The sequence below is a fragment of the Polaromonas sp. P1_F9 genome (assembly GCF_056405615.1).
Genome location: NZ_JBFUBT010000004.1, coordinates 259,061 through 278,950, shown reverse-complemented (window position 1 = coordinate 278,950; position 19,890 = coordinate 259,061). Strand labels below are relative to the sequence as shown.

The following is a 19,890-nucleotide window of genomic DNA, read 5'->3' as shown; positions in this document are numbered from 1 at the left end:
CGGGTCCGCGTGGCTGTTCTTCACGTGAAAGAGGGGTCTTTATGGCCGGCAGATCAATGTTGACGCGCAGGCACTGGCTGCGCCAGGGCGCGGGCCTGGCCGGCGCAGCGACGGTGGGGCTGGCGCACCTTGCCCGCGCGCAGGCCGGCAAGCCGTTCACGATGTCCTATGGCTGGGTTCCGTGGGCGGCAGGCAACTCGCCGATCACGCAGCACATGATCAATAAAAAGCTGATCGAAAAACACGCTGCAGGGTTCGGCTACGACCTCACCATGGATTACCGCGCCTACCCCGCTGCAGCCCCGCAGGTCGAGGCGCTGGCTGCCGGCCAGCTCGACATGGCCATGTGGGGCAACACGCCGACGTTGCGCGCCATCGTGGCAAAGCTTCCTTTCAGCCTGGTGTCGGTGGCGGAAGGGCGGCTGCGCTTTTTGCTGTGCACGCGCAAGGACTCGCCCATCCGCAACGTGCAGGACCTCAAGGGCAAGACGGTCGGCACGCTGGTGGGCGCAGACCCGTACAACGCGTTCACGCAAATCCTGCGCTATGAGCTGGGCAACCCCGACCCGGCCGCGCACGGCATCCGCATGGTGCACCTGCCCACCTTGCCCGAAGCTGCCCAGGTGCCCAGCGGCATGGACGCCACATTGGCCGTGTACCCGGCCTTCCTGAAGGCGCAGGCCACGGGCACGGTGGCTGTGATGAACTCCTACGGCCACACCGAAGGGCATTACGACGGGCCAGCCGGCAAGGGCGCCGGCATCCTGCTTCCCTCGGTGAAGAATTCGCCTTTCTATCCAGACGGCTATTACCTGCACCGGTCCTTCCGCATCGTGCATAACAACATCGTGGAAAAACACCCCAACCTCGTGCTGGCCTTTCTGCTGGCGCAGCAGGAGGCCGTGAGCGTTCTCAGCGAAGCCGACCCCGAGGCCGTGTCGCAGCTGGTCAAGTCGTATTGGGGCCTGTCGCCGGCGGATGGCGCCAAGGTGGTTCGCGACGAAGTCGTGTTCCGCCGCGGCTGGTCCTGGTCCACCGAAGGTGACGCGCTGGCCTTGTTCGCCACGTCCAAAATGATTGCCGGCGCGAAAATCATTCCGCAGCCCTTGAGCTGGGCGCAGGTGAAAAGTGTCTTCGTGCAAACCGCGCCGCTGGCCAAACAGGCGTACGAGCGGCTGGGTGCCAAACCCGCCATCACGGAATTCCAGAGCGCAAAGGTCGGTGACCTTCGCGGCCTGCCGTCATGGGAGATGACGCGCTGGAAAGACCGGACCTAGCGTTTTACCGGCGGCAGTTTGCTATTAAAAACATAGCTGCTCGCGCATGCTCTTATTGGGCTTCCGCCACTTTTAATGCTTGAAAATGGCCTTTTTCAAGCGCTTTTGGCATGTGAAAGTGCCGGTGGGCCGCGCAAAGGCGCTGGAACCCGCTTTTCAGGCATTAAAAAGGCCTGCAGCCCAATAGTTTCGTGCGCGAACAGCTATTTAATTGATAGCAAAACTCCAATGCTCACGCTCAGATGGAGGCCAACTCCACCCATTGATGCAGCGTGTCCGGCCCCGGCGCCTCGTCCAGTGTGTGAGGCGTTTTCATGTTCAGCCGTTGCAGGTCAACCATTGCGGAAAAGGAAGCTGTAGGCATTGAGCGCCGGCACGCCGCCCAGGTGCGCATACAGCACGCGGGAGCCGGCCGGAAACTCACCGCGCCGAACCATGTCGATCATGCCCTGCATCGACTTGCCTTCGTACACCGGGTCGGTCAGCATGCCCTCCTGGCGGGCGCACAGGCGAATCGCCTCCAGCGTGCCTTCAGACGGCAGGCCATATTCAGGGCCGCCATAGCGGGTGTCCAGCACGACGTCTTTCTCGGTGATGGGGCGGCCCAGCTCCACCAGCTTGGCGGTGTTCTGCGCGATGCGCACAATCTGCGCGTGGGTTTGGGCGGGCTTGGCCGACGCATCGATGCCGATCACCCGGTCGGCACGGCCGTCTGCCGCAAAGCCCACCACCATGCCGGCCTGCGTGCTGCCGGTGACGGAGCACACCACGATGTAGTCAAACTTGAAGCCCAGCTCGGCCTCCTGCGCACGCACTTCTTCGGCAAAGCCGACAAACCCCAGGCCGCCATACGGGTGCTCTGAACAGCCCGCCGGAATCGGGAAGGGCTTGCCGCCCTTTTTGCGCACGTCTTCCATCGCCTGCTCCCAGCTCGGGCGGATGCCGATGTCAAAACCGGCCGCGTCCAGGCGCACGTCGGCGCCCATGATGCGCGACATTTCGATATTGCCCACGCGGTCATACACCGCGTCGGAGTAGTTGACCCAGTTCTCCTGCACCAGCACGCACTTCATGCCCAGGTGCGCCGCCACCGCCGCGACCTGGCGCGTCTGGTTGGACTGGATGCCGCCGATCGACACCAGCGTGTCGCAGCCCTGCGCCAGCGCCTCGGGGATCAGGTATTCCATCTTGCGCGTCTTGTTGCCGCCGAACGCCAGGCCGCTGTTGCAGTCTTCGCGCTTGGCAAACAGCTCGACCTTGCCGCCCAGGTGGGCGCTCAGTCGCTTGAGCGGCTGTATCGGGCTGGGCCCGAAGGTCAGGGAGTGCTTCGCAAATTTCTGGAGCTGGAGCGGATATTGGAGTGGGGTAGGCATGGAGGTCTTTCTCGGTTGAAGCCCTGGTGCGTAGACTGAAATGGCCGCAAAGAAGGAGGGCATGTGGGTGAAGGGTTGGGTGCAGTCCTGGTTCAAATCGTATCGCCGGGGCTGTGGAATGAATTGCATACTTCAGCGAATAAAGCGACTCTGAAATATTTGAACTGAATAAACGCACAATTTATTTTGTTGAATTGCCATTTGATGCAAGATTTGTACAATCCCCCAATGGAAAAAGAACTCGACCGGGTAGACCGCAAGCTCCTGAAGCTGCTGCAGCAAGACGCCTCATTGCCCAACATGCAGCTGGCCGAAAAAACCAACCTCAGCGCACCGGCCTGCTCCAGGCGGGTGGCCAAGCTCAAGGAGCTGGGGCTGATTCGCAAGACCGTGGCGCTGGTCAACCCGCGTGCGCTGGGCTACAACGGCCTGGTCATCATCGGTGTCGTGCTCGACCGCTCCACCACCGACTCATTCGCCGCATTTGAAAAAGCCGCCGCCGGCCTCACGGGTTGCCTCGAGGTGCAGCTGGTCACCGGTGAGTTTGATTATTTTGTGAAGCTGCGCATCAAAAGCATCGACTCGTTCAACGAGATGCACACCGCCCAGCTCGTGGCCCTGCCCGGCGTGCGGCAGGTGCGCACCTTTGTGTGCCTCAAGGAAGTGTTCGAGACGACCGTCATTCCGGTCTGAGGTGGCGGGGTGGGCCCTGAATCAATTGCGCAGTCAATCCTTGCGCTCTTCATAAGCCGGGTCAGCCGAATACGCCGGGCGGATCCGCGTCTTTTTAACAATGCCGGCAGGCGTGAACAGAATCACCAGCTCCGGGTTGGTCACCGTGGGGTGCGGCGTTTTTTTCCGGTAGACCCACACCTCGAATCCGCTGTCGAACTTCACCGACGTGGCGGCGTCGCCCAGCGCTGCGGCCACATCGGCCTTGGTGGACTGGCCGGCCACGATGGCGCCCTGCGCGCTTTCCATCGTCATGGCCGGGTCGCGAAAAGGCGGCGGCGCTTCCTCAGGGCCGAACAATCCCCCCGGGCCCGCGCAGCCGGCCAGCCACAGGCAGGCAAGCAGCATCGCACCGGCATGCCGCAACGTTTGATGGGGCAAGGTTTTCATCACGGCCCGTCCATGTACTCAAACTCCACCAGCGTGTCGTCCGGCCAGCTTCGGTCGCCTAGCGGCAAGACGTAAGTGCGGTCTACCAGCACCTCGCAGTCGCAATACGGCAGGTCGCCGTTCAGGTTGAGGTCGTCGCTGGCGGCGGCGTACAGCTTGTCGATGGAAAGAATCTCCCGTCGCGGGCCATTGACCATGGCCACGCTGAACAAAGGCCGGTCTGCAAAGAAAAGGTAAAGCGGCGCCTTCCTGTCGCAATAGGCGGGTGTGTCCAGAATCACCCGCGCCAGCCGGCCGATCACGTTGGTGGTGTTCGACACCAGCCCCGCCTCCATGCCCACCTGGCATTCCAGCCGCAAGTCTCCCAGCCGCCGCGTGTTGGGCGGCAGGCCCGGCGTGCGGATCTCGGTGCGCCACGTCATGGTCTGCGCCTTCCGGTTCGGAATCACCTGTGCGTTCTCGTCAAACGCCTTGGGGTCACGCTCCATCGTAAAGGTGTGGTCCGGCGCCACCGCCACATCAAACGCCACCGTCGTCCCGATGACCTCCATCTCGATGCGGTCCATCTCCGTCTCGCGCTTGCGCGGCAAGAGTTTGAAGCGCAGCGACGCGTTGGGCGCCATGGCGGCGCGCTGCTTCTCGAAAAGGTCCATGCCGCGGACCATCTTGCGGTAGGACTTTTCGACGGGGTCCCGGTTTGCCTTGGCGGCGATGGTGACTTGCGGCAGTGTGCCTGCGGCTTTGTCCTGCGCAGCGGTGCCCAGGCACGCAGCAGCCAGGGCTGACGCCAGGATCAGTCGTGTGGCGAGGCGAAAAGGGCGGGTTGACATGGCACCGTCAGTACGGAACGGATTCACAGGTAAAACCGATCCTAGTGCGCGCGAACACGCAGCTGTGTAGGACTTGTTCCAGCGGTGCGGCGGGCCGCCGTTCCGCTCGCCGGTGGGCTTGCGCAAGGGGGTTCGGGGTTGAACGGAGGCGCTATTAAATCAGGAGCTGCTTGCGCATGTCCTGATTGGGTTTCAGGCACTTTTTACGCCTGAAACAGGCATTTTTAAGGTGTTTTCCACACCCGCCGCCGGCGTGATGAGGCGCGCCGGCGCTCACACCAGCGCCGGCAGGCTGTCCAGCACTTTGTCCAGTGTGATCGGGTAGTGGCGCACCCGCGCGCCGGTGGCGTTGTAGACCGCATTGGCCACTGCCGCGCCCACGCCGCAGATGCCGAGTTCACCCACGCCCTTGGCCTTCATCGGCGATGAGGTCGGGTCGGTCTCTTCCAGGAAGATCACGTCCTGGTGCGGAATGTCGGCGTGCACCGGCACCTCGTAGCCCACCAGGTCGTGGTTCACGAAAAAGCCGTGACGCTTGTCGACGGCGAGTTCTTCCATCAGCGCCGCGCCCACGCCCATGGTCATCGCGCCTATCACCTGGCTGCGCGCGCTCTTGGGGTTGAGGATGCGGCCCGCGGCGCAGACGGCCAGCATGCGCCGCACGCGAATCTCGCCGGTGTAGATGTCGACGCCCACTTCCACAAAGTGCGCGCCGAAGGTTGACTGCTGGACTTTCTTGCCCAGGTCGCCGAACTCGATGGTGTCTTCGGCGACGAGGCCCTGGGCACCGGCAGCTTCAGCCAGCGGCACAGAGCGCCCACCCGCGCTGACCATGCCGTCGGCAAACGTGATGTCGCCCTGGGTCATTCCCAGTTTTTGGGCGATGGCTTCTCGCAGCTTCATGCAGGCGGCGTACACGCCCGACGTGGAGCTGTTGGCGCCCCATTGCCCGCCGGAACCGGCCGACACGGGAAAGGCGGAGTCGCCCAGCCGCACAAACACCTTTTGCAGCGGCACGCCCATGACTTCAGCGGCGGTCTGCGCAATGACGGTGTAGGTGCCCGTACCGATATCGGTCATGTCGGTTTCAACCGTGACGAGGCCTGTGTTGTCCAGCCGCACGCGCGCACCAGACGTCATCGTCAGGTTGTTGCGAAAAGCCGAGGCAACGCCCAGGCCCACCAGCCAGCGCCCTTCACGCAGCTGGCCCGGTTTGGCTACGCGCCGGCTCCAGCCGAAGGTTTGCGCACCGGTTCTCAGGCATTGAATCAACTGGCGCTGGGAGTAAGCGCGTTCGGGTTTTTCAGGGTCTACCTGTGTGTCATTCAGCACGCGAAACTCCACCGGGTCCATGCCCAGCTTCTCGGCCATTTCATCCATCGCAATCTCGAGCGCCATCAGGCCGGGCGCCTCGCCCGGTGCGCGCATCGCATTGCCCTCGGGCAGGTCGAGTACGGCCAGCCGTGTGGCGGTCATACGGTTGGCGCCGGCGTAAAGCAGGCGCGTCTGGTTCACCGCGGTCTCGGGCCCGCCGCCGGGCAGGTCGCCTGACCAGCCCTCATGGCCGATGGACGTGAGCTTGCCGTCGCGCCCCGCCCCCAGGCGTATGCGCTGGATGGTGGCGGGCCGGTGCGTGGTGTTGTTCATCATCAGCGGCCGCGGCAGCGCGACCTTGACCGGCCGCCGCACCGCGCGTGCACCCAGCGCGGCCAGCAGCACATCGGCACGCAGGAAAAGCTTGCCACCGAAGCCCCCGCCGATAAAGGGCGACACCAGCCTGACGTTGGCTTTGGGGATGTCCAGCGTCTTGGCCAGATCGCCCACGCCCCAGTCGATCATCTGATTGGCTGTCCATACTGTGAGCTTGTCGCCCGTCCACGCTGCGATGGTGGCGTGCGGCTCCATCATCGCGTGGGACTGGTCGGGCGTGGTGTAGGTGGCGTCCAGCTGCACAGGCGCCGCGGCAAAGGCGCCCGCGAAATCGCCCACCTTGGTCTCAGGCTCGCCCGAAAAATCAGAGGCCTTGGCCAGCGGCGCGCCGTCTTTTTCAGATGCCAGGTTGAACTTGCCCGGCGTGCTCTCATAGGTGATGCGTACGAGTTGCGCGGCGGCGCGCGCCTGCTCAAACGTGTTGGCCACCACCAGCGCCACGGCCTGGTGGTAGTGCTCAATCTCCGGCCCGCCCAGCAGCCTGGCCGTGTTGAAGCTGCCCTTGGTGAGCTTGCCGGCGTTCTCTGCCGTGACGATGGCCAGCACGCCCGGCGCGGTGCGGGCCGCGCGCAGATCCATCGACGCGATGCGGCCCTTGGCGATGCCGGCGCCTACGACGTAGCCGTAAGCCGCGTCCGGTGCGGCGTCGTGGCGCTCGTAGGCGTAGGGTGCGGTGCCGGTGGTTTTGAGCGGGCCGTCAATGCGGTCGGTCGGTTTGCCGATGACCTTGAGCTGGTCAATGGGGTTGGTGGTGGCAGGGGTGTCGAATTTCACGATGCGCTCCTCGCCTGGGCCAGCACGGCGGCGATGGTTCGCTCTGCCAGTGGCAATTTGAAGGCGTTGTCATGTGTCGGCGTTGCGCCGGCCAGCACGCCGGCCGCAAGAGCCCGCGCACCTTGCGGCATGGCGGCCTCTGCGGCTTCAACGCGCCAGGGCTTGTGCGCCACGCCGCCCAGGGCGACCTTGCCGGAGCCATCACGCTGCACGATGGCCGCCACGGAAACGAGCGCGAAGGCGTAAGAGGCGCGGTCACGCACCTTGCGGTAGATGTGCACGCCGCCGGCCGGGCGCGGCAGCGTCACGGCGGTGATCAGCTCACCGGGCTCCAGCGTGGTTTCGATGTGCGGCGTTTCGCCTGGCAGCCGGTGAAAGTCGGCAATCGGTATGACGCGCGCAAGCCCGTCGGCCCGCACGGTTTCTACCGTTGCGTCGAGCACGCGCATGGCAACAGCCATATCACTCGGGTGGGTGGCGATGCAGGCCTGGCTGGTGCCGATGATGCCGTGCTGGCGGTTCACGCCCCCGATGGCGCTGCAGCCGCTGCCCGGCTGGCGCTTGTTGCAGGGCTGGTCGGTGTCGTAAAAGTAGGGGCAGCGTGTGCGCTGCAGCAGGTTGCCGGCGGTGGTCGCCTTGTTGCGCAGCTGGCCCGAGGCACCGGCGAGCAAGGCCCGCGACAGCACGCCGTAGTCGCGCCGCACGCGCTCGTCGGAGGCCAGCGCGGTGTTGCGAACCATCGCCCCCACACGCAGGCCGCCCTCGGGCGTCGCTTCAATCTTGTCCAGCGCCAGCCCGTTCACGTCGACCAGGTGCGCAGGCGCTTCGATCTGCAGCTTCATCAAATCAAGCAGGTTGGTGCCGCCGGCGATGAATTTTGCCGCCGGGTTGCGGGCCACCGCTGCGGCGGCTTGCGCCGGCGAGGTGGCGCGTTCATACGTGAAGGGTTTCATGCCTGCCCCCCCGCCACTTCAGTGATGGCTTCAACGATGTTGGAGTAAGCACCGCAGCGGCAGATGTTGCCACTCATGCGCTCGCGAAGCTCGTCGGGCGAGAGCAGCGGCCGCGCGGTGATATCTGCGCTGACGTGGCTGGGGACGCCCCGGCGCAGCTCGTCAAGTGCGCCGACGGCAGAGCAGATCTGGCCCGGCGTGCAGTAACCGCACTGATAGCCGTCATGCTTGACGAAGGCTGTCTGCAGCGGGTGCATGCGCTGCAAGGTTCCCAGCCCTTCGATGGTGGTCACCTTGCTGCCCTCATGCATCACGGCCAGCGTCAGGCAGGAATTGATGCGCTGCCCGTCGAGCAGCACGGTACAGGCGCCGCATTGGCCGTGGTCGCAGCCCTTTTTGGTGCCGGTGAGGTGCAGATGCTCGCGCAAGGCATCGAGCAGCGTGGTGCGCGTGTCCAGGTTCAGGGTGTGGGCCGTGCCGTTGACCTCGAGGGTCACGCGTCCCTGAGGGACGGAGCCGGGCGCGGCGAGCGGTGAAGAGGGGGCTGCGGTGGCGTCTGATGGCATGGTGTTGACCGCCGCTGAGGCGGCACTAGCGATCAGGATACCTCGCCGGGAGATGGTGAGTGCATCGGTGGGGCTTTCCATGGCTTCTGCCTTTGTCCTTCAAGAGGGAGTGGGGAGTGGCGAGGTAACCGCCAGCATCCCGGAGCAGGGCCGATTGCGCTGTAGGAAACAGGCTTGGAGGGGAGTCGGTTGCCGCCACTGCCGCTGCACGGTTGAATTCCGCTGAAGTCTGACCCGAGAGGTGCGAGGCATTTGACGGCTTATCTGCGGAATTGGTGAGGCTGCTTACCCGTTCGATTTCTAAAACTTAATTCGCACTGAACTTATTCCTCCTTCCCCTGTCAGACACCCTTTTAACGGAGGGAACCTCATGGCTTTTGCCCAAAACGACCAACTGACTTCACGCGCCTTGTCGGTGCTTCGCATTGTTTCTGCTTATTTGCTTATTCAGCATGGCACGGCCAAGCTGCTGGGCTTTCCCCACGTGGCCTATTTCGACGGGCTGCAGGTGTTGTCACTGATCGGCTTTGCCGGGATTCTTGAGCTCTTTGGCGGTGCGCTGCTGTTGATTGGCTTGTTCACGCGGCCTGTGGCGTTTGTGTTGTCGGGCTTGCTGGCATTTGCCTATTTCATTGGCCATGCGTCTAAAGGCTTTGTGGCGGCGCCGATGCTGAATGGTGGCGAGTCGGCCGTGTTGTTCTGCTTTGTGTTTTTGTTCTTTGCCGCTGCCGGCGGTGGTGCATGGAGCGTTGACGCGCTGCGTTCGCGGAAGTAAGCAAGACGCCAACCTCGGTGTAAAGCCGGTGCATCCTTTGCGGGTGCGCCGGCTTTTTCACGCCTCACACCTTATGCGGCGCTGTTGGCTGTCTGCCTGAGGGCAGGCGGGCCTGGCTTCGCCGTTTTCCGTGAAGTCAGCAGGCACAGCGCGGGTGCCAGGGCGAACGCGGCGAAGAGCCATTGAGCCGCGCTCGCAGTTCCGGGTACACCGCCGGGGTTGGACAGGCCACCGAGGTTGGCGACCATGCCGGCCAGGGCCGCGCCCATGGCGGTGGCAAACAGCTCCACCGTCATGATGGAAGATGCCGCGAGGTCTTCTTCGCCAGATGGCGCAATCTGCAGCACACGCGTGCTCAGGTGCGGCCAGGCGATGCCGACGGCAAAACCCACAGCCACCATGGCGGCGCAGATGGGCGCCAGCACTTGCCAGCCGCCGTTGCTTGGTGCGGGCATCAGCACTGCCATGCCCACCAGGCCCGCCAGTGCCAGCACCGGTGCAATGCGAATTGCCAGACTGGCCCGGGTGCCGGTCGCGCTTGAGCTGATGAGTGAGCCCAGCGTCCAGCCTGCCGACATGATGGCGGCGAGGTAGCCTGAGACCAGCGGCGTTTGGGCATGCAGGACCTGGAAGAAAAGCGGCGAAAAAATCTCCGTGCTGGTGACCGTCATGCCCAGCAGCCCCATCGCGAGGTAAAGGGCGCCCAGCGCCCCGGGGCGAAACGCATCCTGCGGCAACAGGCGGTTGGCGGCGTGCTTGTCGACGATGACCAGCAACGCGCTGAGCGCAACCGCTGCACCTACACCGGCCGCATTCCACATGACTTGTGTGCTGACGCTGCCAGCAGAAACGGCGAAGACCGCGCCGGCCAGCAGGAGCAACTGCATCCACGGTACGGATGTCGGCGGGCTGCTGATGGAGTTGTGCCGTGGGATCACGCAGACGGCGAGCACGGTGAACAGAACCGCCGCCGGAATGAGCGCGCCAAACGCCCAGCGCCAGGCATCCATCTGGGCAAACACGCCCCCTATGGCGGGCCCCACCAGTGTGGCCACGCCCCACATACCCGACAGCAGGCCGATGGCGCGGGACCACAAGGCCTCGTCATACAGCAGGCGAATCATGGCGTAGGGCAGGGCCAGCAGCAGGCCACCGCCAAAGCCCTGCACCACACGCCCGGCCAGCATGACGGGCATGGAAAGCGCCAGCGCACAGGCGAGCGAGCCCACGGCAAAGATCGCGGCGCCGAGCACATAGGCAAAGCGCGGCCCGAGCTTGCCCAGCACCTGCGTCGCCATGGCGGCGCTGATGATGGAAGCCACCACGAAGAGGGCGGTGTTCCACGCGTAGTATTCGAGCCCGCCAATGTCGCGTACGACGGATGGCAGGATGGTGGTGCCGATGTAGAGGTTGATGGCATGCAGTGCGACGCCGCCGACCAGCGCCAGGGTGCGGATGGCATTGACGCCGGTCAGCAGGGCGATCCAGCCTGTGGGAGCGATGCCTGATGTGTTGCTTGAGGTGTTGTTCATTCCAGCGCCTCGGGTCCGAAGGCCAGCCCGTCAAGCTTGTCCGGGTTGCGCATGATGAAGATGTTGTTGGCCTTGCCTTCGTCGTTGTAGGCAAAGGTGATGGCGGCGGCGATCTCGCCGGTGCTCGTCCGCAGCTGGATGGCGCGGCCACCGTTGATCTCGCAGGGCACCCATTCGTAATGGGCCCAGTAGCGGGCCAGTTGCGTCGTCAGCAGGGTGAGCACGCTGCCCTTGCCCTGGAAGATGCCTTCCACCGAAGCGACCTTGCCGCCGCTGTCGGCGCTCAGGGCGATGTCGTCCGAAAGCAGGCTGGCGAGCGATTCGGTGCTGCCGGCGGTGATGGCTTCGCGGAAGGCGGTGAGCAGGTCGTCCTGCACCTTGGGCGGTGTTACGTGCCGGACTTTGCCCTGGGCGATGCTGGTGCTGGCGCGGGAGACCAGCTTGCGGCAGGCGGCTTCTTCCATGTCCAGCATCTCGGCCACTTCGGCATAAGGCGTCTCAAAAATTTCATGAAGCAGGTAGGCTGCGCGCTCTTTGGGCGTGAGGCGTTCGAGCAGTAGCAAAAAGGCCATGCTCAGCGATGAGGCCAGCAGGGCATGTGTTTCCGGTGTGTCTTCGGTTTGCGTGTGGATGGGTTCGGGTAGCCAGGTACCGACATAGTCGACCCGGCTGCGCTGGGCGTCGCGCAGCATGTCGATGCAATGGCGCGTGCAGATGGCGGTGAGCCAGGCGGCGGGTGTTGCGATGCCCGCGTGGTCGGCCGCCAGCCATTTGATGAAGACGTCCTGCACGGCGTCTTCGGCATCAGCCCGTGAACCGAGGATGCGGTAGGCGAGGCCAAACAGGTGTCTGCGCCTTTCTTCGAACACGGCGGTGGGGTCGATGCCTGTCATGTGCGTTCGCCTCGGTCTGGATCAGTGTGCCGAAACCTGGATGCGGTTCCAGAGATTGATCATGCCGATGGTAGCGGTCAGCGCGCCGATTTCCTTGTCGCTGAACGATTGGCGCAGGCGGCCGCGCAGGCTGGCGTAGTCGGTCTTGTGGTCGAGCGTGGTCAGCGCTTCCGTCCAGGCCAGTGCGGCTTTCTCGGCTTCACTGAAGTCATTGACATGCGCCCAGACGACGAGGCGGTCCAGCCTGTCCTGGGTTTCGCCGTCTTCACGGGCTTCCCGCAGGTGCATCTTGACGCAGAAAGCGCAGCCGTTGATTTGCGAGGCGCGCAGGTGAACCAGGTGGTGCAGTTTTTTGTCCAGGCCCTGGGCGCCAATGGTTTGACTGACCTTGAGCAGGGCGGGGTAGACATCAGGAATCGCGAGGTCGATGCGGACGGGGGCAGTGTTGGCGGCGGTGTTAGCGATAGGGGCAGTCATGGTGTTTCCTTTAAAAAGAGTTCAAAAGTTGGGTGTCACACCGTATTGACGATTCAGCTTTGCCGTTTGTGACGCGTTGTGACGCCTGCCTTCAAAAAAAGATGAAATAAATGAAAAATCGCCTGATCCCCAAAGGAATACAGGCGATAGCGGGCAAGCGCCTGTGCGCTCTAGCGTGGCGTGTTCAACAAGGTGTTCATCGCCGAATAGTCCAGCTTGGGGCCGAGCAGCGGCGACAGGTCCTGTTTCAGCAAGGCTTCAACGCTGGTTCGGGCGTGTTCGTAAGCCACCTGGAAAGGCGCCGGCCCTACGCTGACGCGCCGCACGCCGGCGGCTTGCAACTCGGCAATGGCCGGCAGTCCGGGCATGGCCATCAGGTTCAGCGGCAGGCTGACGGCTTCGCAGATTTCCCGCACGTCAGGCAAGGCAGTGAGGCCGGGGACAAAGGCACCGTCAGCGCCGGCCTGCTGGTACAGCTTCAGGCGGGCGATGCTGGCCTGGGCCGGCGTGCCCTCGACTTTGAGCCTGCGCAGGTAGACATCGGTGCGGGCATTGATAAAAAGCGGTGCGCCTTTGAGCGCGCTGCGTATGGCCTTGATCTTGTCGGCCAGCAGGGCTGGGGCACCGCCGCCGTCTTCGAGGTTGATGCCAGCCGCTCCCACGGCGACCAGCTCGGCGGCCAGGCGGCCTACCTCGGCAGGGCTCTCGCCGTAGCCGTCTTCCATGTCGACGGTCAGCGGCAGGCTCAAGACGCGGGTGATGCGGGCGACGGCATCGAGCAACTCGTCGGGCGGCAAGGCGCCGCCGTCGGCATAGCCGCAGGCCCAGGCCAGCGACGCGCTGCTGGTGGCGACGGCTTTGGCACCGGAGGCTTCAAAGATTTTGGCGCTGGCAGCGTCCCAGGCATTGGGCAGCAGCAAAACGCCGTGGGGCGCCTGGTGAAGTTGGGCGAATTGTTGGTGGTGAAGGACTTGCATGGCGGCTCCGTCGTTGTTGGCGGGATTGGAGAATCGAGGCGCACAGCTTAGCAAGCCGGGCTGAAGCGGCTGGCCATTTCCGGACCTTTTCTGCCCTATTTACTTCAAGTTACGGGTTGCGAAATTCCATCTCAAACCGGGCCAGGCCCGCGTAGTCAAACTGCGTGCGCTTTCCGAAGGGAAGCGTCAGTACGCCTGTATAGGAGCCCGTGATCACCGCCTGGCCGGCCAGCAGGCCGATGCCGCGTTCGCTCAGGAAATTGGCCAGCCAGTACAGCGGCGTGCGCGGGTCGCCGTTCGGGTGTGTGGCTTCGGCGGTTTGCGCAGGTTCTCCGGCGACTTGCCAGGTCAATTCAAATGCCGAGACATCGGGCCCGCCCAGTTCTGGCCCCAGCCACAGGCCGTTGTTGACCACGCCGTCGGCCAGCAGTTCGGGAAAAGGCAGGCTGCTGTGGTCGGTGTAGCGGCTGGCGCAGATTTCCAGCGCGGCATGTACCGAGYCAATCGCCGCATCCACCTCGGCCTCGGTGTAGGGCTGCCCGCGCGGGGGCAGGTCTTTGGCCATCACAAAAGCCAGCTCTGGTTCAACCACCACGGCGGTGGCACCCAAGGGAAAGGGGACGGCGCAGATCGCTGCACGGTTGAGGGCGGGCTGATAGATGGGGGCGGCCACCAGCTTGCCGGGGCTGGGCGGCGAGGCCTTCCAGCCGGCCACCGGCTGGCCCAGCTGGCGGGTGACCTCCTGCTGCACCTGCCAGCCGTCTTCCAGGTCGGCAGGACGGCAGCTGTCGGGCAAGCGTGGGCCCGCCTTTCCCGTGGTTCGCCTTGCTATTAATTCGATAGCTGCTTGCGCAAGTTTTTCGGGGGCTAGAGGCATATTTCGCTCAAAAATCAGGGGGTATGAAGGTTTGGCTGCCTCCCGGGTGGCATGAAGGCAGTGTCCCGCAAGCGGGTGCGTTTCAGTGTAGCGGTGCTTGCCTGGGGCCCAGACGTGTGCGTGCGCTTTTCCTCAACCCTCAGCGGGGCGCCTGGGCTTCTCGTACTTCCTTGTACTATTGATAGCTTCATACGCTTTTGTGTGCTGCCCTTCCTGTTCTTCCCTTCCAACATCATGAAAAACTCCCTGAGCCTTGCCTCCACCCTGCCTGTTGATGCCGCTGATGCCTTGCTGGTGGGGCGTGTCTGGATAGAAGGCACTGGCCCGGTGCTGGCTTTGGTCACACCCGACGGTGTGTACGACCTTTCCAGCGTCGCGCCGACCGCCAGCCAGCTGCTGGAATTGCCGGGTGTCGCCAAGGTTGTGCGGGCCGCTGCGGCGAAGCTGCCGCGCCTGGCGGGTACGGCCGAAGTGCTGGCCAATTCCGCGGAGGATGCGCATGACACCAGGCTGCCCTGGCTGCTGGCGCCATGCGACCTGCAGGCGCTGAAAGCCTCGGGCGTGACGTTTGTCGAATCGATGCTGGAGCGCGTGATTGAAGAACACGCGGGCGGCGACGCCAGCAAGGCCGATGGTGCGCGCAAGACGGTGATCGCCGTGATCGGCGAAAACCTGGGCAGCATCAAGCCCGGCTCGCCCGAAGCGGCCCAACTCAAAGATGTGCTGATCGCCCAGGGCATGTGGTCGCAGTACCTGGAAGTGGGCATCGGCCCCGACGCGGAAATCTTTACCAAGAGCCAGCCGATGAGCGCGGTGGGCACGGGCGCCGAAGTGGGCATACACCCTGGCAGCGACTGGAACAACCCCGAGCCCGAGGTTGTGCTGGCCGTGAACTCGCGCGGCGAAACCGTGGGCGCAGCGTTGGGCAACGACGTGAACCTGCGCGACTTTGAAGGCCGCAGTGCGTTGCTGCTGGGCAAGGCGAAAGACAACAACGCTTCGTGTGCCATCGGCCCTTTCATTCGCCTGCTCGACGAACGCTTCACCATCGACCATGTGCGCAGCAGCGACCTGAGCATCACCGTGACAGGACCCGAGGGTTTTGTGATGAAGGGTGGCAGCTCGCTGAAAAAGATCAGCCGCGACCCGCTGGACCTGGTGGCGCAAGCCATTGGCGCCAACCATCAGTACCCCGACGGCTTCATGCTTTTCCTGGGCACCATGTTTGCGCCCACGCAAGACCGCCACGGCCCGGGCCAGGGCTTTACCCATGTGGTGGGTGATGTGGTGACGGTGGCCACGCCGCAGCTGGGCAGCCTGGTCAACCGCGTCACGACCTCCGACAAGGCAGCACCATGGACGTTTGGCATTTCGGCGCTGATGAAAAGCCTGGCCAAGCGCAAGCTGCTGTAAAGAAGGAGAGGGCGGATGCATACCTCTGCATTGGTGCTGTTTTCCGGCGGGCAGGACTCCACCACCTGCCTGGCGCAGGCGCTGTCGAAATACGAACGTGTCGAGACGGTGGCGTTTGATTACGGCCAGCGCCACAAGGTGGAGCTGGAGGCACGGCTCAACGTGCTGCGCGAAATCAAACAGCAGTTTCCACAATGGGCCCACAAGATCGGTGAAGACCACCTGCTGGACCTGGCGGTGCTCGGGCAGGTCAGCGACACCTCATTGACACGTGACGTCGCCTTCAAGATGGAAAGCTCGGGCCTGCCCAACACCTTTGTGCCGGGGCGCAACCTGCTGTTCCTCACGCTCGCAGCGGCGCTGGCTTACCGCCGCGATTTGCAGGTGCTGGTCACCGGCGTTTGCGAAACCGACTTTTCGGGCTACCCCGATTGCCGCGACGACACCATCAAGGCCATGCAGCTGGCGCTGTCGCTGGGCATGGACAAACGATTCCTGATCGAGACGCCGCTGATGTGGATCGACAAGGCCGACACCTGGCGGCTGGCGCATGACATTGGGGAGAAATCCGGCGAGCCTAATGGGGGTGAGGCGATGGTCAACCTGATCGTGGAACACACCCACACCTGCTACCTCGGCGATCGCGTGCACCGGCATGCTTGGGGTTATGGCTGCGGTACCTGCCCGGCGTGCGAGCTGCGGGCGCGGGGCTATGTGGGCTATAAAACCACCCCCGTCCAGGCTCACTCCGTGTAGCCTGTTCCCCTTCGAGGGGGCGGCGCCTGCGGCCCGGCAAAGCCGGTTCCGCGGCCCGTACTGGTCGTGCCCAATGAACTCTTAAGCCAGCATGAGCCGTGGAACCGGCTTTGCCGGGCCACAGGCGGGCGGCCCCCTCGGGGGGCAGGGAGCTACACGAAGTGAGCGACCGTGGGGGCCTAACTCTCGACGATGCTGCGGGTGACGAGTGGGGGTTCTTCGCCCAGGTGAAATCCGAGTTTGCGTTCGCGCAGCGCCACGTCGCTGGCCGTCACGCGGTCAAAGCGGCGCAGATGTTCCGTCCATGACTCGTCAATGATCTGCTCGATGTAATGGCCGGGCTTGTTGACGTCGCGCAGCAGTTCCCATTCCAGCGCGCCCTGGCGCAGGCGGCTGCGGCGGCTTTCCTGCATCAGCGCGCGAAAATCGTCGGCGCGCGCCATGTCTATCTGGTAGTGAATCCTCACCACCACGCGGCCTGCACCGGGTGGCTCTTCGGCCACTGGCGCCTTGAACTGGCGCGACGGGGTCAGGTCTTCCTCAATGCTGAGGTCCGACACGAGGTACTGCGCCACCATCATCACGATCGAGCCGCTGGCGGCAGCCATCAGCAGGCCGGTGGACACGCTGGTGAGGCCGGCCACATGGCCCCAAAGCGCCGCACCCGCTGCGCTCGCGCCCATGATGGCCATCTGGTACATCGACATGCCGCGCGCACGCACCCAGTCGGGCAGCGACAACTGGGCCGACACGCTGAGCGAATTGGCGCAGGTGATCCAGGCCATGCCGTTGAGCAGCATGGCCGGCACGGCCACATACACATTGGGCGCGAAGGCCATGGCGGCAGTGGACGCCGTCTGCAGCAGCGTGGAGCGCATCACCAGCACGTCGCGCGGCATCATCTGGCGCAGCCGCGCCAGGTTCAGCGCCGCGATGATGGCGCCGGTACCCATGGAGGCCAGCAGCAGCGTGAAGGTGCCGGCGTCACCGCCGTGCAGGCTGCGCGCCACCAGCGGCAGCAAAGCCAGCAGGGCGGTGGAGTGAAAAAAGAAAATCGCCACGCGCAGCAGCACCGCGCGCAGGCGCGCCGACTGGCTCACAAACTGCAGGCCGACGCGCATGGCGCTGACCAGGCGCTCGCGCCCCAGCGGGCTGGGCGCGTGGTCGCGCCGCCAGCGCATGATGACAAAACCTGAAATGACCGACAGCACGGCGTTGAGCACAAACACGTATTCGGTGCCGGCGCCGGCAATCAAAGCGCCTGCAACGGTCGGGCCGACGATGCGCGAGGCGTTCATCGAAACACCGTTGAGCGCCAGTGCGGCGGGCAGCTGCACGCGCGGCACCAGCTCGGGCACGATGGCGGCAAACACCGGCCAGCGCATGGCCAGGCCCACGCCGTTGGCAAAGGTCAGCGCCAGCAACAGGGGTGGCGTCATGACATCCGAGATCACGGCGACGCACAGCAGTGTGGCCACTACCGCGACCCAGAACTGCGTCATGATGAAGTAGCGGCGCCGGTCCAGGATGTCGGCCAGCGCGCCGCTGGGCAGGCCCAGCAGAAAAACCGGCAGCGTGGAGGCCGACTGCACCAGCGCCACCCAGAGGGGCGAGGTGGTCATGGAGGTCATCATCCATGCGGCCGCCACATCGTTCATCCACATGCAGATGTTGGCCACCAGCCAGGTGCTCCACAGCATGCGGAACACGGGGTGCTTGATGGGTGCCCAGGCGGAGAGGGATTCAGCCGTTACCGGCTCGGGGGTTCTTGCAGCTTCCTCGGGCATTCAGGGCACTTCCTGTGCGGCACGCTGGTTCAGCGTGAACAGCGCGGGTGAGCCTTCGGGCAGCTTTTCGAAAGCCCAGGTCTTGTTGTGAAAGGCTGCCACGTTGGGCCGATGGGCGATCGAGACGATCGCGCCTCCCGATGTTTTGACGAGCGCCAGCAAACGTTCATACAACGTTTTTTCAGCCGCCTCATCGAGCGCGCTGGTGGCTTCGTCCGCAAAAATCCATTTTGGCTTTTTCAGCAATACCCGGGCGATGGAGAGGCGCTGTTGCTCACCGCCAGAAAGCTTCTGGCTCCAGGCGTCTTCTTCGTCCAGCCGTGCGGCCAGGTCGGGCAGCAGGGCTTCGTTCAGGGCTTGCTTCAACGCATCGTCGGTGTAGCTTGCCGCCAGTTCGGGGTAAGCCAGTGCATCGCGCAGGGAGCCGTTCGGGAAATACGGGCGCTGCGGGATGAACATGGCGTTTTCAGGTCGGGCGATACGGCCAGTGGCAAACGGCCAAATGCCTGCCAAAGCTCGAAAAAGGGTGGACTTTCCGCTGCCGGAAGGGCCCCTGAGCAGAATGTGGTCCCCGATGTCGGCATGCAGCTCGACGCCCGTCAGTAGAACGGCTCCGGTCGGCAGGGCCAGATTGAGGTCGCTCGACGTGAGCGATGTGGACGCACTGGTGACCAGGCCGACGTTGTCTTTTGCCTGCGCCATCATGCTGTCTTCGAAGCTTGTCAGGCGATCTGTTGTCGCACGCCAACTGGCGAGGCTGTCGTAGTTGTCCACAAACCAGCTGAGCGAATCCTGGACCTTGCCGAAGGCTGAGGAAATCTGTATGAGTTGACCAAGCTGGATTGCGCCGCTGAAAAAGCGTGGAGCCGCGACAATGAAGGGGAAGATCACGGCGGCCTGACCGAAGAAGCTCTGGAACCAGATGAGTTTTTTGTTGGCGCGTATCAGGTTCAGGTAGTTCGCCAGAACCGTCGTAAAGCGCCCGTCAAGCTGGTTGCGTTCAACTGTCTCGCCGTTGTCGAGTGCGATGGATTCGCTGTATTCACGCACACGCACCATGTGATGGCGAAAATTGGCTTCATAGCGCTGCTGCATGAAGTTGAGTTTGATCAGCGGCCGCCCAATGTAATGCGTCAACACGCTGCCGACCACGCAGTAGGCCACTGCGGCCCAGACCATAAAACCCGGAATCGCATAGCTGCTGCCGCCCAGGGTAAAACCCAACGGGCCTGAAAGCGCCCACAGGATGCCGATAAAACTGATCAGCGTCACAACTGCATTCAACAGGCCCATGCTCAATGAAATTGTGGCCGTGGTGAATGAGTGCACGTCCTCCTGAATCCGCTGGTCCGGGTTGTCCGGGCTGGCGTTGATGTTGGACGTGGCCGAATAGCGGGCCAGCTCCATCTTGTAGAAGGCGCGATGCGATAGCCAGCGATGCAGATAGTCGCGTGTCATCCAGGAGCGCCAGCGCATTTGCAGCAACTGGGTCAGGTAAAACTTGTAAACAGCAATGATGATGGCCCCAAAGGCCAGGTAGCTGAACCGCCCAAGTTGCTGCCAGAAAACGACCTGGTCCTTTTTCTCAAGTGCGTCGTAGAAGACGCGGTACCAGTCGTTGAACTGCACCGCCATGTAGACGGTGCCCAGGTTGAGCAGCACGATGGCCAGAAAAAGGCCGCGTGCCTTCCATTTGTCTTCAGAGCGGAAGTAGGGGGCGGCAAGCACCCCTACACGCCGGACGAAGGTTTTGAAGGCGCTGAATTTGCCGGAAAGGCTGGACGGATTCATGAAAGCC

18 protein-coding genes are annotated in these 19,890 nt (G+C 63.7%); 5 read left to right on the top strand and 13 right to left on the bottom strand.

What is annotated here, in order from left to right; all coding sequences use genetic code 11:
* Positions 1-41: 41 nt before the first annotated feature.
* The gene (locus tag AC1DYR_RS12815) at positions 42-1,277 is read left to right on the top strand and encodes an ABC transporter substrate-binding protein (protein WP_477705426.1); all 1,236 of its coding nucleotides are present in this window, start codon (positions 42-44) and stop codon (positions 1,275-1,277) included.
* Between the two features lie 332 nt (positions 1,278-1,609).
* Here the strand turns inward: AC1DYR_RS12815 and AC1DYR_RS12810 are convergent, their stop codons facing one another.
* Positions 1,610-2,650: a 1-aminocyclopropane-1-carboxylate deaminase gene (locus AC1DYR_RS12810; protein ID WP_477647590.1), complete on the bottom strand. Its 1,041-nt coding sequence runs from the start codon at positions 2,648-2,650 to the stop codon at positions 1,610-1,612.
* Positions 2,651-2,878: 228 nt separating this feature from the next.
* On the opposite strand from AC1DYR_RS12810, the gene AC1DYR_RS12805 reads away from it, so the two are divergent.
* Positions 2,879-3,343: an Lrp/AsnC family transcriptional regulator gene (locus AC1DYR_RS12805; RefSeq protein ID WP_477705425.1), complete on the top strand. Its 465-nt coding sequence runs from the start codon at positions 2,879-2,881 to the stop codon at positions 3,341-3,343.
* Between the two features lie 33 nt (positions 3,344-3,376).
* Here AC1DYR_RS12805 and AC1DYR_RS12800 read toward each other — a convergent pair whose 3' ends face one another.
* The 5 genes from AC1DYR_RS12800 to paoA all read right to left on the bottom strand — a co-directional run bounded on the left by AC1DYR_RS12800 (position 3,377) and on the right by paoA (position 8,686).
* Positions 3,377-3,772 (bottom strand): hypothetical protein, encoded by a 396-nt coding sequence (locus tag AC1DYR_RS12800; RefSeq protein WP_477705424.1) that lies wholly within the window; start codon positions 3,770-3,772, stop codon positions 3,377-3,379.
* On the bottom strand, positions 3,772-4,602 hold the full coding sequence (locus tag AC1DYR_RS12795; RefSeq protein WP_477705423.1) for a hypothetical protein: 831 nt from the start codon (positions 4,600-4,602) through the stop codon (positions 3,772-3,774). Before AC1DYR_RS12795 ends, AC1DYR_RS12800 begins: the two co-directional genes overlap by 1 nt.
* A 273-nt stretch (positions 4,603-4,875) precedes the next feature.
* Positions 4,876-7,086: an aldehyde oxidoreductase molybdenum-binding subunit PaoC gene (paoC, locus tag AC1DYR_RS12790; RefSeq protein WP_477705422.1), complete on the bottom strand. Its 2,211-nt coding sequence runs from the start codon at positions 7,084-7,086 to the stop codon at positions 4,876-4,878.
* Positions 7,083-8,039: an FAD binding domain-containing protein gene (locus AC1DYR_RS12785; RefSeq protein WP_477705421.1), complete on the bottom strand. Its 957-nt coding sequence runs from the start codon at positions 8,037-8,039 to the stop codon at positions 7,083-7,085. The genes paoC and AC1DYR_RS12785 overlap by 4 nt, the downstream gene beginning before the upstream one ends.
* The gene (gene paoA, locus AC1DYR_RS12780) at positions 8,036-8,686 is read right to left on the bottom strand and encodes an aldehyde dehydrogenase iron-sulfur subunit PaoA (protein WP_477705420.1); all 651 of its coding nucleotides are present in this window, start codon (positions 8,684-8,686) and stop codon (positions 8,036-8,038) included. The genes AC1DYR_RS12785 and paoA overlap by 4 nt, the downstream gene beginning before the upstream one ends.
* A gap of 289 nt (positions 8,687-8,975) precedes the next feature.
* On the opposite strand from paoA, the gene AC1DYR_RS12775 reads away from it, so the two are divergent.
* Positions 8,976-9,380, top strand: a complete 405-nt coding sequence (locus AC1DYR_RS12775) for a DoxX family protein (RefSeq protein ID WP_477669939.1) — start codon at positions 8,976-8,978, stop codon at positions 9,378-9,380.
* A 71-nt stretch (positions 9,381-9,451) separates the two neighbouring features.
* Here AC1DYR_RS12775 and AC1DYR_RS12770 read toward each other — a convergent pair whose 3' ends face one another.
* The 5 genes from AC1DYR_RS12770 to AC1DYR_RS12750 all read right to left on the bottom strand — a co-directional run bounded on the left by AC1DYR_RS12770 (position 9,452) and on the right by AC1DYR_RS12750 (position 14,136).
* Positions 9,452-10,912 (bottom strand): MFS transporter, encoded by a 1,461-nt coding sequence (locus AC1DYR_RS12770; RefSeq protein ID WP_477705419.1) that lies wholly within the window; start codon positions 10,910-10,912, stop codon positions 9,452-9,454.
* Complete coding sequence (locus AC1DYR_RS12765) at positions 10,909-11,805, bottom strand: sigma-70 family RNA polymerase sigma factor (protein ID WP_477705418.1); 897 nt, start codon at positions 11,803-11,805, stop codon at positions 10,909-10,911. Before AC1DYR_RS12765 ends, AC1DYR_RS12770 begins: the two co-directional genes overlap by 4 nt.
* A 21-nt stretch (positions 11,806-11,826) precedes the next feature.
* The gene (locus AC1DYR_RS12760; protein ID WP_477705417.1) at positions 11,827-12,282 is read right to left on the bottom strand and encodes a carboxymuconolactone decarboxylase family protein; all 456 of its coding nucleotides are present in this window, start codon (positions 12,280-12,282) and stop codon (positions 11,827-11,829) included.
* A gap of 170 nt (positions 12,283-12,452) precedes the next feature.
* On the bottom strand, positions 12,453-13,259 hold the full coding sequence (locus tag AC1DYR_RS12755; protein ID WP_477705416.1) for an isocitrate lyase/PEP mutase family protein: 807 nt from the start codon (positions 13,257-13,259) through the stop codon (positions 12,453-12,455).
* Between the two features lie 109 nt (positions 13,260-13,368).
* The gene (locus AC1DYR_RS12750; RefSeq protein ID WP_477705415.1) at positions 13,369-14,136 is read right to left on the bottom strand and encodes a 2-keto-4-pentenoate hydratase; all 768 of its coding nucleotides are present in this window, start codon (positions 14,134-14,136) and stop codon (positions 13,369-13,371) included.
* A 234-nt stretch (positions 14,137-14,370) separates the two neighbouring features.
* On the opposite strand from AC1DYR_RS12750, the gene AC1DYR_RS12745 reads away from it, so the two are divergent.
* Positions 14,371-15,549 carry a fumarylacetoacetate hydrolase family protein gene (locus AC1DYR_RS12745; protein ID WP_477705414.1) on the top strand — a complete coding sequence of 393 codons (1,179 nt, stop codon included), beginning with the start codon at positions 14,371-14,373 and terminating at the stop codon, positions 15,547-15,549.
* 15 nt (positions 15,550-15,564) lie between these two features.
* Positions 15,565-16,305: a 7-cyano-7-deazaguanine synthase QueC gene (gene queC, locus AC1DYR_RS12740; protein ID WP_477705413.1), complete on the top strand. Its 741-nt coding sequence runs from the start codon at positions 15,565-15,567 to the stop codon at positions 16,303-16,305.
* A 179-nt stretch (positions 16,306-16,484) separates the two neighbouring features.
* On the opposite strand, the gene AC1DYR_RS12735 is transcribed toward queC, so the two are convergent.
* Positions 16,485-18,092, bottom strand: a complete 1,608-nt coding sequence (locus AC1DYR_RS12735) for an MFS transporter (RefSeq protein WP_477705412.1) — start codon at positions 18,090-18,092, stop codon at positions 16,485-16,487.
* Entirely contained in the window at positions 18,093-19,883 is a 1,791-nt protein-coding gene (locus tag AC1DYR_RS12730; protein ID WP_477705411.1) for an ABC transporter ATP-binding protein/permease, read from the bottom strand. It abuts the gene before it with no gap.
* Positions 19,884-19,890 lie beyond the last annotated feature (7 nt).